This is a genomic window from Aliivibrio friggae (assembly GCF_057368515.1).
In genome coordinates, this window is sequence record NZ_CM170649.1 from 829662 (window position 1) to 843596 (window position 13935).

Genomic DNA, 13935 nt, shown 5'->3' on the forward strand with positions numbered 1-13935 from the left:
CATGAGTTTGTTTACTTAATCTAATGATTTTTTAAATCGTTTTGAGGCAATAAATAAACCAATGATGGTAAAAATGATCATCCAGACAGTATCTCGCCATAAATCAATTAAATCAGCGCCACGTAAAACAATACCGCGAATTAATCTCATAAAGTGAGTCGCGGGTAAAATCTCAGCTATCCATTGAGCAACGACAGGCATTCCTTCATAGGGAAACATAAAACCTGATAATAAAATCGATGGCAATAGAATAAATATCGTCATCTGCATCGCTTGAAGCTGTGTTTTAGCAATGGTTGAAATAACTAATCCAAGCGTAAGACTTGCTGAAATAAATAACAATGTACCAAGCAAAATTTGACTTAATGAGCCATTAATCGGAACGTCAAAAATGAAATATCCTAACCCAAGAATAATAAATACTTGAATCAAACCGACAAAGATATAAGGTATGATTTTAGCAACCATTAGTTCAAAAGAGTGAATAGGGGTAGTAATAAGTAATTCTAAGTTTCCTCTTTCACGTTCTCGTACAATGGCTGAGCTGGTGAAGAGTATCATTGTCATGGTTAATATAACGCCTAATAGTCCCGGTACAATATTGACTGCGGATTGTCGGCTAGGGTTATAAAATAGCGTCACCTCAAATGTCTTAGCGTGGGCACTATTGCGAATATCAAAATCCAAATCGCTTAATGGCATGCTTTGCAATCCAAGAATGGCTGCACTTATCATGGTGTCTGAACCATCTACAATCCATTGGCCTAGCTCTCTGCCTTGTACCATGCGTTGTGTAATGTCTTTGGGTAATATCAGTGCAGCACGCACAACGCCTTGCTGAATTGCTTTTTCGGCTTCTTTTACTGTTGGATAATGTTGTTTAACACTGACGACTTGCGTGACTTTCACTGATTCAGTAATGAGTCGACCAAAAGTACTCTCACTTTGGTCAACAACCGCAATAGGTATATCTCTAATATCAGTATTAATAGCGTATCCAAATAATAACAATTGTATTAAAGGGATCATAATAACCATACCAAAGGTCAACTTATCTCGTGATAATTGACGAATTTCTTTGACCATGATGGCTTTCATTCGATTGAGTGACTTCATTGACGACCCTTCCCTGTTACGGTAACAAAGACATCTTCTAAACTTGGACGCGCGATATTCATTTCGGAATCTTTTAATTCAGGGAATTCAGATCTTAACCATGAAATGGGGTCATTAATATCTTGATGAATAAGTACTCGTAATCGAATACCTATTTGGGCTGCAGATCTGATTTCATTACGTTGAATTAATGTGTTTTTTAATGCGCGTAAATTATTTGTTTTCACTTCAACGATATTAACCCCCATGTTAGCCATTAATGTCTCTGGCTCTCCATCGGCACGGATAATACCTGATTCCATTATTGCCAATCGATGACAGCGTTCAGCTTCATCCATGTAATGGGTTGTAATAAGGATGGTGGTTCCTTTATCTGATAAATCAAATAGTTGCTCCCAGAAATCTCGACGATTCTCAGGGTCAACCGCAGAGGTTGGTTCATCTAGAAACAATAGTTCAGGCTTATGCATGGTTGCAGCAGCTAGTGAAAGGCGCTGTTTTTGACCTCCACTCATGCCTGATACTCGTTGTTTTCGTAATTGATCAAGCCCATAGGTAGAGAGTTGCTCCGTTATGCGTTGGAGTAACGTTTGTTTTTCCATACCAAAAATTTGGCCAATGAATTCGAGGTTTTCTTCTACACTTAAATCATCATACAAAGAGAATTTTTGCGTCATATAGCCAATTTTTAAACGCAGAGCTTCTGATTCTTTAGGGATACTTAAACCAAGGACATTCACCTGACCAGAGGTAGGGCTTAATAGGCCGGTTAAGGTACGAATGGTAGTAGATTTACCACAACCATTAGGGCCTAAAAAGCCATAAATACAGCCTTTGGGTACGGATAAGTTAATGCCATCAATAGCGGTAAAATCCCCAAATTTTTTCATAACATCAGTGGCTTGAATAGCAAACTCAGTCATTTTCATTGTCCTTTTCTAAGAGGACTTGGGCAGGTACGCCAGAAGGTAAAGAGGCCGCAGATTCAGGTAAATCTACTTCTGCTAAGTACATTAAATGAGATCGGTCTTCTTCTGTTAAGGCGTAATATGGCGTAAATGACGGTTCAGAGGAAACCCAACGAACGGTTCCTTTAAATGGAGAGCTAACACCATCCACAGTCACTGAAAATGTTTTCCCTGGGATGAATCCAACACGATAAGAGGCAGGAACGTAAACACGAGCGTAAGGGATACGATTGGCTTGAATAACAGCAACAAAACCATTTACAGGAACACGCTCGCCAAGGTTATACGGAAGATTATCTAAAATGCCGTTACGAGTGGCGACGATGGTTAATTCATCCAGTTTCTGTTGCTGCAATACAACTTCAGCATCCATCGCATCAAGTTCTGCTTTTGCTTGGTCTATATCTTCAGGTCTTGCTCCTGCGGTTAATTTTGAGAATTCTTCATTAGCTGAGTTTAATGTAGCGCGCGCAGAGTCTCGGGAGGCGAGGGCAGTATCTTTATTGGATTGGCTAGTGAGTTTTTTCTTTACTAGCTCAACCATTCGACGGTAATTTTTTTCAGCATCAATAAGCTGTGCTTTTGCTTGGTCTACTTTGGCTTTGGCTGATGCAATATCTTCAGGGCGCTCACCATTGGTTAAGCGTAATAAATAGGCTTGGGCTTTCGCGGCGTTTGCAATGGCATGGGCAAGGATGGCGTTTTGATTTTTTGTGTCCAATTGGACTAATACGTCACCGACTTTGACTTCACTGCCTTCTTTGATAGGTAAAGCTCGGATAATTTCATTTGAAGTCGCGGAGAAAGTGACCCGGTCTCGCTCTAAGGTTCCTAATGCTTCATCTCCTTTGTCTGAGCCACAACCTTGTAATAGTGCGACACATAAGAATCCTAAGAATAGCTGTTTCATCTTTAAATCTCCTGACATTGATTGTTTACTTATAGCCTAATCAGGGGATCGTCATAGCTTAAAGTAATATCAATTGCTTATAAGGTATTTAAAGAAACTATACTCAATTAACGAGAAGCGCAAATTATTTAATTCAATTTAAAATGCGCTTTCGCTTAATTTAGGTTGATTTAACGGACTTCCTTTCTGCAAATCATCAATATACTGTTATCAGTTTGCGTCTCAAAAAGATAATACAGAATTCTTATTTTGATTCTATTTATCTCAATTACATTAAAATACCATTAATATCAATGTTTTAAAAGTTTGGTATGGGTTGTGCTTTTCTTCATTATACGCTAGGTATAAATGAGGGAATATTATGAAAAAAAGCAGATTACTTTCTTGTATCGCTACATTAAGTCTTACTGTTGGAGTCAGTGGACAAGTGGAAGCTGCAATTCCATTTGCTTCCTGTCCAGGACAAGCATTTATGATACAAAACCCTTCTGGAACTCCGGTAGCTTATGGCATTAATTTGGATGTAGGTAGCTATAGCACTTTATCTTGGGAAGTTGGAAGCGGAAAAATTAATGCTATTGGATATAGCGTTCATGATGATTATATTTATGGGTGGGATTATGGAGCGAAAACCTTAACTAAAATTGGTTCCGATTTCGTATCAACGCCATTATCGGTCTCTAACCTAAATGTTGGGCCTACTTCAATTTATGTTGGTGATGTATCGACCATTGAAAATGCTTGGTATGGCTACAGAGTTAATCAAGGACTTTTTAGAATTGGCTTGGATGACTTGATTATGACTAAAGTTGCCAACTCTGGCACTATTGGCAATATTCGTATACTTGATATGGCTTTTCATCCAGATGATGGACTTATCTACAGTGTTGATAATTCTGGATATCTTTATAGAATTGATCCAAATACAGGGTTAAGTACCCAATTAAACAAAGTTATCAGCAGTGATAATGTTGGTCATAGTTTAGCTTTTGGTGCTCAATATTTTGATGTCGATGGTAATCTTTATCTCAGTAATAATGGGAATGGGTATATCTATCTTATTAATATTGATGATGTAAATTCAACTTCAGCCTTTTTTGCTTATGGACCATCGAGTAATTCAAATGATGGTGCTCGCTGTGCATTTGCTGCGGTGGGACAAAATGATAATAGCGATTACGGGGATGCTCCCGATACTTACGGTACTTTATATGATTCATTTGGTGCTCGTCATGGTATTTCTGATTTAAAATTGGGTCCTATCGTTGATGGAGAAAGTGAAGCTTATGTGTACCCGCTTTCAGATGACACATCAGATTCAAGTAATGATGATGATGGTATTTCATTTCCTGTACCACTTGAAATTAAGGAAACAAGCTTCATTTATGCCGATGTTGAAGGTGCAGAGGGAGAAGGGGTACTTAGTGCTTGGATTGATTGGGACCAAGACGGGGTGTTTAATGATGATGAAATGATCCTTAACAGTGAATGGGTAGATGATGGCCAGAATCAACTCTATTTTGAAGTACCAAGCTGGGCTCTAGCAGGAGATACTTGGGCTCGTTTTCGTTTAAGCCATACTTATGATGTTGGTCCAAATGGTGGGGTAAGTGCAGGTGAAGTTGAAGATTATCAAGTTACTGTTACAGACCAAGGTGTATCCGTTGAGCTTTACCCTGTAGGATCTGACTACACCACTTTCGCTTATGAAGATCAATTTCCTAAAGTCGGTGACTACGATATGAATGACGTCCTTATGAACGTCAAGTACACTGAATTTAGTCATAATAACCAAGTGATTCAACTTAAAATTGAAGGGCAAGTTGCAGCTCTTGGCGGTACTTATCACTCTGGTTTTGCTATTCGTTTGCCTAATATCAGCCCAGATAAAATAAAGGCTGATTCAGTTAAATTATTCATTGATGGAGAATTACAAAATACAACAGTGTTAGAGAGTGGCACTTTAGATGCCGTTTTGATTATTCATGAAGATCTTTGGTCTCTTACCGAGTCCGGTGAGGCTGACGGTTGTAATATGTTCCGAACTGAACCCGGTTGTGGGACTCAATATCGTCCTAGTTGGTCACTTACCGTCCCGTTTGAATCACCTATTTCTCAAGGACAAATGCCTGCTTTACCTTACGACCCATTCATTTTTGCGACTCCAGGTTATTACTACGGGGAGAATGGCTTACAAGTGAGTGGTGGCCATCCTGGACGTAATTTAGAAGTACACCTGAAAAACAAAAAACCGACCTCTAAGTTTGATTATCGCTATATTGGTCGAAGTGATGATGCAACCAATACCGCGAACAGCACTTACTTCCAGACAGATAACGGGCTTCCATGGGCAATTGAAATTCCGCTTAATTGGGAGCATCCAAATGAGTCAGTCAGCATTCTTGAAGCGTATCCTCAATTTGCAGGTTTTTCTCAGGATGCAACAGGACAAACAGCTGCAGATTGGTATACCACGCCTAGCGCTGGAAAAACTTATATAGATTAAGGAAATATTTTATGAATAGTATCGTGAATAAAATGTATTTATTACTTTTTGCTGCTAGTTTTAGTCTACTCACTGCTTGTAATAGTGATAGTTCTGGTGGCTCAAATGATTCAGGTACAGGGTCATCTGTGAGCCCTCAATTATCGGTTTTAGATTTAAAAATTAGTGCTGAGAATAGCCTTAGTTCGGTATATAGCGTTGATATTGATGTTGATATTTCAGAGCGTTCCACTAAGCGTGCATTTATTTCTATTTGTGATAATAGTCAAGCACAAGGTGATTTATCTAAAGTAGATTTTGATATGTGTTTACTTAAAGGTCGCTTAGAGCAAGGTGTTGGTAAATTTGACCTTCGTGTTGCGAATCATTGTGAAGAGTTAATTACCATCATATGGATCATGGAAAAAGATAGGGAGCCTCTTATCTATACTTTGTCGCATAATAATCAAAAAGAAAATTATTGGTTAATTAATTAAGAGTATAAATAATGCGATTGACAAACCGCCTTAGTAAAGGCGGTTGTCATATTTATTTAGTGCAAATATTCATTAAATCATCGACAAAGTGATTCAATGCACGCTCTTCAATGGCTCTAACTTTCTGTTGCTGACTCTCACTTAGCATGTGGTACATACTCGCGGCACCAAAGTCGCCAAAGATAATGTTCGCATCTGCATCAAATAAGGTGTTATGCGCATACAAATCACCATGACACACTTGGTTATCATGCAGGTGTTCAAACACATTACGCATTTCAGCGGTCATTTTATTGATGTGCTCTAACGATAAGGTAAACCCTGCAGGGAAAGTATCACGCGTGCAGCTTTCTAAACTTGGTGGTAAACCTAAGTTTTTATAATGTGAAGGGATCAAGTTCATGATCAACGCCAGATGATTGTCTTCATTCACCTGTGCTAATGATTGCACCAAACTTGGATGATTGCCGACTTTTAAACACGCTTGTAACTCATCTTCAGGGTAACCATCACTGGTGACTTCGCCTTTAAATACTTTAACTGCAATTTCTTGTGGAAAATCCATTTGTTCTTTATTCCAACGGGCTTTAGAAATGACACCTGATGCGCCTTGGCCTAATACATTTTCTAATGTGTAGTCTGATGAGGCGATACTAAGAACGGATTTCACTTTCACATCAGATTTGCAGAATGGATTACCGGCAAACGCAAACCACGCCAGTTTTGGTAAATTAAGCAGTTGCTCTGGGCACTCAATCAATTGGTTTGCTGAAATACGCAGTAATTCCAAGTTATGAAGTTGAGACAAGTTGTTTGGCAGTTCAGTCAGTTTGTTGCCTGCTAATGCCAGTTTTTGCATTAAGTGGCAGTCACCCAATGAGTTTGGTAATACTTCTACTTGGTTATCGGTTAAGATCAACCAACGTAATTTTGGCGGAAAGGCATCTTCAGGAATATGCTGAATTTGACACGATTTGAATCCAATCATCTCAAGATTTTGACACTGCACCAGAACATCAGGGAACACAGTAAATGGATTGTTTGATGCAAAGAAAATCTTCAAGTTAGGTAATTGAGCGATCTCAATCGGTAGCGTAGTTAGTTGATTATTCGATAAATCTAAGATTTCTAATGAATCAGCAAGAGATAAGATCTCAAGTGGAAACTCTGTTAACCCTTCACTTAATTGTAATCGAGTAATACCTTGTAATTCACCGGATTGTAACTGCGCTAATGTATGCAAACTAATCTACCTATGTTGTTTATATTTTGCCGCTGATTGTACGGTGTTTCAGTATGAAAATCTAATATACCTATTTGGTTATAATGGATATAACGGATGGGTCATTGGCTCTTGAATTGTCATCACGTATCTTTTGTCCCATTGAAATATATTGTGGATAAGGGAGTAAATGGAACTTACTTCAAATTACGTGGAGAAGTTCAAATGGCTGTATTAAAAAATAGAGATAAAGTATCAAAAGCAGGGTTGATAATTACAAGTCTATTATTATGTTCTACGAGTGTTTCGGCTCAAGAGTCAAATGACGATATACAAGATATGTCAGATCCATTAGCTGTATACACCCAAGCTGGTGCAGGTTATACGGATAAAGGGTTGAACCTAAAAGTTGGACAGACCTACGATACAGGTAGTGATACAACGATGGGGATGAATATTATTGAAATTAAAGGCATCGGTGGTGAAGCCGTTGGATGGAATGGGGACGCTCGTTCAGACAACGATGACAGTATAGATTCTCTTCGTTTTCGTAATTTTAGTGTCGATTTAACCAATGGCCGTGGTGCTCAGGTTGATGTCGATTGGAACTTTGATAGCAACCAAGGCTCAGCTTCTTATAGTTTCATACAGGCACTTCCAAAAATGGGACCTGTTAGTTTATATCCTTTAGCAGGATTAGGTTTGGCAGCTGGTGAAGCATACGATCCTCAGGATAAAGGGGCAGCTCAAGCACAAGACCGTTATGACTTGCATGGGTCTTTTTATGTTGCTGGCCTCTACAGTAAAATTGAAATTACCGATAAGATCTGGATTAACTATAATCCAATGTATTTAGGTACGATTTCTGGTTCTGAAGAATATAAAGATAATGCTTATGGCATTGATAATGATGCCATTCTAACTCATGAAGCAGCGATTAGTTACCAAATAACTAAGCGTTCAAATGTTCGTTATTTTGCAAACTGGACAGAAGATACTCATTATTCCGATGGTGACCATAGAATTGAATTTAACTATCAATTTTAAAATATTCATCATTTAAAAATTCGATCTTATATCATCCAATGGATTAATTAATTCGTTGGATTTTTTGCCTTTTAAAAATAAATATTGAGTAATTCATGAATCTAAAATCTACATCAATGTACCAAGGTGTATTTCCTATTTTAAGCCTTTTTCTTGTTAATCCTTCTTTTGCTTCTACTGAAGAAAAGCATCAAGATGATCCAACAAAAATAGTGACAAAATTGGGTTTTGGGTATAACGATGATTTAACTATTTCTGGTTCCATCGGGTTAGATCCGGTGCGAATGCTAAATATGAGAACCACTGCTGATGGGGATGATTGGCGTCTTGGTAGTTCATGGCTATTACCAATAGGTATTATTAATGTCAATTTTAGCCGTACAGAGTATGACCATAGTGCCTATAAAAATAACTACAGTATTGGAACCTTTATACCATTATCCTATTTTGGGGTAGAGCCTATGGGCTGGCAAATTTTCCCAATGGCTGGTTATGCTTATAACGATGGTGAATTTGCTGTTGAGCAACATAATGAAATGCAATCTGGTGATTATGTCTTGATGTCTAACTCAAATCATAGTGGCTATTTAGGGGCGTTTGCATTAAAACCACTTACAGATACATGGAGTATTCTCGCTTTTGGTGGAGGGGCTTTAGGTTCTGATGATTACAGCAGTTATTGGGGAGGCGGTGGCCTTAGCTATAAGATAAATGAACACCAATCTTTTAATTTCTACGGGGTAATTAGTGAAGATGATTTTGGTCACAATGAAAAAGTAGGCTTGTCTTATACCTATGAGTTTAAGTAGCAATTTGAATATGCAGAGCCATTATACTAAACAATTTTCGGATTATGTTAATGTGCATAACCATCAACGTATTTTTACTATTTCATTAGTGATTTTATTTATTTCTGTATTTTTAGGATTAACCTTAGATTTGTGGATCTCACGTAGTGCAATTATCGATTCTGAACATGAATTGTTTGTATTATATAATACGTTATTAATGGGGATACCAATTATATGTCTATGCGTTGGTTTGGTTTTTAGGTTTTCTTTACCAAGTAATCCTTTGAATATAGGTGGTATTTTCTCGTTGAATGCCAGTCTTGCAGCTATACATACCGTCATATTAACCGACGCATTAACCTTTTCTCCTATTAGTATCATCGCTATTACATTAATGGCGAAAATATTTATTCTTAAAACGATATCGTTGATCTTTCTTTTTGGTAGCTATGTTCTCTTTGGCTTTTTAACCATTGTAGAGTTTCATGATACAGAAACCTTAGGCATTCAGTTTTATTTTTTCTTGGTTATGTTATTTATTTGGTTACTTTACCTAGGGTTAGACCATTATAAGAAAGAGAGAAATCAATTTGTATATAAGAGAAGGCAAGCTCGGCAATTGAGTCAAATTACACTACAAAGAATGTTGATTGAATCTCATAATATGATTTTAGAACGTAAATCGAATGTGGATGAGTTAACGGCACTATATAACCGTCGTTTTTTTGAAAAAGCCTACAATGATGAGCTTCTTGGTATGAATAGAAGTTGCCGTTCATTAGCGGTGCTATTGGTTGATATAGACCATTTTAAAGCGGTTAATGATAGTTTTGGTCATGACCGTGGAGATCAATGTATTCGTCAAATCGCAACAGCTCTTAATCAATGTGTAACACGAAAAGACGATGTAGTTGCTCGTTATGGTGGCGAAGAGTTTATTGTTTTATTGCCTAATACAGACATTGCTGGTGCCCTGGGGCTTGCCAATCATATTAATCAATATATTCGAAGATTAAATCTACAGCACCCATTTATGGAGCATGTCACTGTCAGTATTGGTGGTGCCGTCGCCTCTAATAAAATTACGGATAAAAAAGCATTTATCAAAAAGGCTGACGAAAATTTGTATACGGTAAAGCATAACGGACGAGATGGTGCCTGTATTTTGCGTTACTCATGATTAATGATCTGTTGGATTAATGTCGTAATTTGCTCTTGTAGCCATTGAAAGTAAGGGTCATTACGGTATTTATAATTACTATATAAAAGAATGTTTCTTGGCTCTATTTTTGGTAGTCGATCATGGTATATAGGGGTCAAGTTTTGATGAGGTTCTATATATAATTCAGAAACAGGGAAGATAGAATCTGTTTCTGAAACGACTTTTGAGATATTTGAAATGACTTCTGAGCTAAACCCTTTTGTAAATGTTAGTCCTTCAAGTTCAAATAATCTTTCGAGTAATCCTTTCCTATCATTCCAGTTGGGTAAAATGGCTGTTGTGATTGGGTAGTGTGATAAGTCATTAATCGTGATCTTGGATTGCTTGTTTAGAGGGTGTTTATCACTAACATAAGCTTTAAAACGATCTTTTAGTAAACATGAAGCAACGACCAATTTATTTGGCACGTCTATATCGTAGTGAATCCCCATATAGATTTGATCTGTTTCAATATTCTCTAAGGTGTATTTATTCCATAAGTGACAAGAAAAAGTGACTTTAGGTGAGTGTTTAGCCAGTAATAAATAAATTTCTGCCGGTAATGTTTGACCTAGAATTGGATTAATAGCGAGTGATATATGGCCTTCTTTTTTTGCGGGATCAAATTCTTGCTCGGGTGATAGCGTTTGATAAATTGCATCGAGTAAATCAGGTAATACTTGCGCAATTTGTTCACATCGCGGCGTAAGAATGAGTCCTTTGGGAGAGGAAATAAACAGAGCATCATCTAAATTATCGCGTAATTTCCTTAATTGCCGGCTGACAGAAGGTTGAGCTAGATGTAATCGGTCCGCTGCTTTTGTGACGTTTTTTTCTTCGATCAATACTTTTAGAACTTTAAGTAAATTGAGATCTAATTGTGCTAATTTTTTAGTGGTCATTATGCTCTCTTTATTTTTATTCCTTACATGAACTATAGCTGTTTTCATTAGAGACATAACTTATTTGTTATGGATTAGTGATGAGGATAACAAGCAGCATAGAGGGTATGCTGCTTAAATGAGGTTAGATGCTTATGATTGATTAGAATGTAAAATTCACTCCGACAAAATGAATACGTCCGTCGAAAGTCCCATTTACGTTGACATTAGGGCGGTTCATATCAACAGAGCCAAGATCTGCGTATTCGTAAAACATGTCTATCGTGATGTCATCCCATGAGGTAGATGCACCAACTGAATAGCGGTATTGTTCACCAACGGGTAAATCAACCCATTGCATCGAAGGGTCATCTTGTGGTGATGTTTCATATGAGAAGCCCGCTTTTAAGCGCCAATCTGCATTTAAGCGATAATCAGTACCTATAGCAAACTTCCATACATCATCCCAATCTCGCTGGATCTCTATTCCATTACCGTAATTTAAATTCAAAGCGGTAGAATCCCAGTGACTCCAACGATGGAATTGTATGCTTGCAAGTAGGTTTAGGTCCTTACTTAATGCGTAGCTTGAGCTCATATCGACAATCTCAGGCATGATCATTCCGCTAGATAATGTCTGATTTCTGGCCAAATCATTATTAAATTCGTGCTCTAGCTTTGAGCGATAACTTAGACCAAGAGAGAGCTTTTCTGATGCTTGATACATAGCTCCAAGGTTATAACCATACGCCCAATCAGAATCTTGTTCTGCGGTGATAGATCCCATTGATTGTTCAAAAGAAGCCCAGCTTAACTGCAACCCAGCTCCAAGTGATAATTTGTCATTCACTTTATAACTAAGGGCAGGGTTTAGTTGCATAGCCGTAAGAGTGATATCTTCTAATAAATGGCTTCCGGCCCATTCACTGCCATAGTCTAGACTTGAGCCGCCAACAGCGCCAAGGGCTAATCCAAAATGAAGTTTGTCTGTTATCTGTTCTACATGGAATGCACCTGCAGAAGGTAAAACTGAATGTGCTTTACCGTTTTCTGAGCCATTTTTATCATCGAATTTCATTTCCAGATCAAACACGAGTGCATTAATGGTGGTTTTTCTTTTACCCATTGACGACATTGTTGCAGGGTTTGTCCACATGGCAGCAGCAGATTTAGTGTACACACCGTCACCAGCTCCAGTGGTACCGGCGTTTGCAACAATGGCTTCTTGAAGAAAGAGTCCGCTAGAAAAGGCATTAAAGCTAAGAAGGATAGCAGAAGCAGTTAAAGAGTAATTAAAAATAGGTTTCATAAAGTGCTCTTATTATGGAGTTTAGAGTATAAAAATACTTACGCTTAAAACGCGAGTTTTCACTTCATGATAAAGAAAAATGGATTACGATTAGGAATAATGAATATATCTAAAAGTAATAGAAAAGTGTGAAGCTGTCACTTGCGATATTAATTACGTTATGGATATATAAAATCGACCTCAACAACAATTAAGGCCGATTAATTTACTATGTCTTACTTAGTTATTTACCCTTAATAAGGAATACCGAACTATTTTATCGGTGTTATTTCAGGCATTTTATATTGTTTCATTTCATCAACTTTTGGTAAGTATACGCGCATTAAGAAACCCCAGTTATCATCTGGCGTATAAGCAAAATTGCTTCCTGTTATATCTGCTACGGTTTTACATTCCATAGAACCAAAGATAACGTCAAACGATCCATCCGAGTTGTATTTAGTCGAGGCGTGGTTTGATGAAACGATATTGTACTCATCAGACATTAAGTATTTGTCTTCACCATAAACAGTAATAGAAAAATATCCTCCATCTTCTAATCTGGTTGGTGGCGCAGGGTAGTTGGCTTGGTAACAAGAACCACCTTCCACTCCTTTTAATGCATAAGCAGGATACATTGCGGTATCTTCTGGTGATAATCCCCACGCTCCTGCAATGCTATAGGTGGTTTTTTCCCAATTAGAAACATCATTGATATCGTAAGTAACCGTTTCATACGTATTTGGCAGTTTGTCATACTCTGTAATTAATGCGGTACGTACTTTCATCATTTTAGCTAGATCTACGCTAGGGATATTAGAATCGGCTGAACCTGCATTGATTTGATATTGTGGCTGTAAAGTATTGGCGATGTAATCAAGGTTTTGTTCTGTTCCATCTGAAGCCATACGAATACCAACAACGACGTATTTAGTATCGACATCTTTAGCATCATAAGTAAAAGTACCCGCACCCACTTCATAATCAACAAAGGTATGGTTTTCATCTTGAATGTGTAGCGATACAAACCGTCTGTCGATATTTTCTGGTACCGTAATACTAAAACCTTTTGATGCATCAACAATTGCGATGGAGTAAAGGTGATCTAATGATGGTGATACAACCCACTTATCTTCTGCTTTGGCTAGCTTAGTGAAATGAAAGAAATTGTTTACGCCTAATTCACGGTTGATTGCAAACTCATTCATAAAGGCATGACTTTCAGCAAGAAAATACTCTTCTACTGTCATTCCATAATCTTCAGGGTTTACTTTCCAGTTTGATGAATCAATAGCCGGGAAAACGGATGGTTTTATAGCAGAAGTTACATCATTATTTGTTGCAGTGGTTGATGTAAATGCTGAGACATTAAAAGCGGTAAATAAGCTCAATGCGATAAGTGTTTTCTTCATAGTGACCTCGTAAAAAATAGTATTTTCATACAGAGCTACGAGTGAATATCCCGTTGGCTCAAACTCGTTAACTGAGTGCTATTTTTATCGATCACCTCGGATTTGACTAATTGATAA

At 37.7% G+C, this 13935-nt stretch carries 12 protein-coding genes; 5 read left to right on the plus strand and 7 right to left on the minus strand.

Annotation, left to right across the window (positions count from 1 at the left end; translation table 11 throughout):
* Nucleotides 1-15 precede the first annotated feature (15 nt).
* The 3 genes from AC2INI_RS17185 to AC2INI_RS17195 are packed head-to-tail and all read right to left on the minus strand — an operon-like array spanning nt 16 to nt 2994.
* Nucleotides 16-1116 carry an ABC transporter permease gene (locus AC2INI_RS17185; protein ID WP_122032629.1) on the minus strand — a complete coding sequence of 367 codons (1101 nt, stop codon included), beginning with the start codon at nt 1114-1116 and terminating at the stop codon, nt 16-18.
* Entirely contained in the window at nt 1113-2039 is a 927-nt protein-coding gene (locus AC2INI_RS17190) for an ABC transporter ATP-binding protein (protein ID WP_122032630.1), read from the minus strand. The genes AC2INI_RS17185 and AC2INI_RS17190 overlap by 4 nt, the downstream gene beginning before the upstream one ends.
* Complete coding sequence (locus AC2INI_RS17195; protein WP_122032631.1) at nt 2032-2994, minus strand: HlyD family secretion protein; 963 nt, start codon at nt 2992-2994, stop codon at nt 2032-2034. The genes AC2INI_RS17190 and AC2INI_RS17195 overlap by 8 nt, the downstream gene beginning before the upstream one ends.
* A gap of 361 nt (nt 2995-3355) precedes the next feature.
* On the opposite strand from AC2INI_RS17195, the gene AC2INI_RS17200 reads away from it, so the two are divergent.
* Both AC2INI_RS17200 and AC2INI_RS17205 read left to right on the plus strand, forming a co-directional pair.
* Nucleotides 3356-5500 (plus strand): LruC domain-containing protein, encoded by a 2145-nt coding sequence (locus AC2INI_RS17200; RefSeq protein WP_122032632.1) that lies wholly within the window; start codon nt 3356-3358, stop codon nt 5498-5500.
* Between the two features lie 11 nt (nt 5501-5511).
* Nucleotides 5512-5976 carry a hypothetical protein gene (locus AC2INI_RS17205; RefSeq protein WP_122032633.1) on the plus strand — a complete coding sequence of 155 codons (465 nt, stop codon included), beginning with the start codon at nt 5512-5514 and terminating at the stop codon, nt 5974-5976.
* A gap of 52 nt (nt 5977-6028) precedes the next feature.
* On the opposite strand, the gene AC2INI_RS17210 is transcribed toward AC2INI_RS17205, so the two are convergent.
* Complete coding sequence (locus tag AC2INI_RS17210; RefSeq protein ID WP_486305824.1) at nt 6029-7219, minus strand: leucine-rich repeat-containing protein kinase family protein; 1191 nt, start codon at nt 7217-7219, stop codon at nt 6029-6031.
* Between the two features lie 204 nt (nt 7220-7423).
* Between AC2INI_RS17210 and AC2INI_RS17215 the strand changes: the two genes are divergently transcribed.
* The 3 genes from AC2INI_RS17215 to AC2INI_RS17225 all read left to right on the plus strand — a co-directional run bounded on the left by AC2INI_RS17215 (nt 7424) and on the right by AC2INI_RS17225 (nt 10216).
* A complete protein-coding gene (locus AC2INI_RS17215; RefSeq protein ID WP_162922443.1) occupies nt 7424-8245 on the plus strand; it encodes a hypothetical protein in 822 nt (273 codons plus the stop codon).
* A 116-nt stretch (nt 8246-8361) separates the two neighbouring features.
* On the plus strand, nt 8362-9054 hold the full coding sequence (locus AC2INI_RS17220; RefSeq protein WP_486306462.1) for a hypothetical protein: 693 nt from the start codon (nt 8362-8364) through the stop codon (nt 9052-9054).
* A gap of 10 nt (nt 9055-9064) precedes the next feature.
* A complete protein-coding gene (locus AC2INI_RS17225) occupies nt 9065-10216 on the plus strand; it encodes a GGDEF domain-containing protein (protein WP_162922444.1) in 1152 nt (383 codons plus the stop codon).
* Here the strand turns inward: AC2INI_RS17225 and AC2INI_RS17230 are convergent.
* The 3 genes from AC2INI_RS17230 to AC2INI_RS17240 form a co-directional block, all read right to left on the minus strand.
* Nucleotides 10207-11139: a LysR family transcriptional regulator gene (locus tag AC2INI_RS17230; protein WP_486305825.1), complete on the minus strand. Its 933-nt coding sequence runs from the start codon at nt 11137-11139 to the stop codon at nt 10207-10209. The genes AC2INI_RS17225 and AC2INI_RS17230 overlap by 10 nt on opposite strands.
* Nucleotides 11140-11281: 142 nt before the next feature.
* Nucleotides 11282-12427, minus strand: a complete 1146-nt coding sequence (locus AC2INI_RS17235; protein WP_486305826.1) for an OmpP1/FadL family transporter — start codon at nt 12425-12427, stop codon at nt 11282-11284.
* Between the two features lie 251 nt (nt 12428-12678).
* Nucleotides 12679-13818, minus strand: coding sequence for a DUF1254 domain-containing protein (locus tag AC2INI_RS17240; RefSeq protein ID WP_486305827.1), 1140 nt, complete (start codon nt 13816-13818; stop codon nt 12679-12681).
* Nucleotides 13819-13935: the final 117 nt, after the last annotated feature.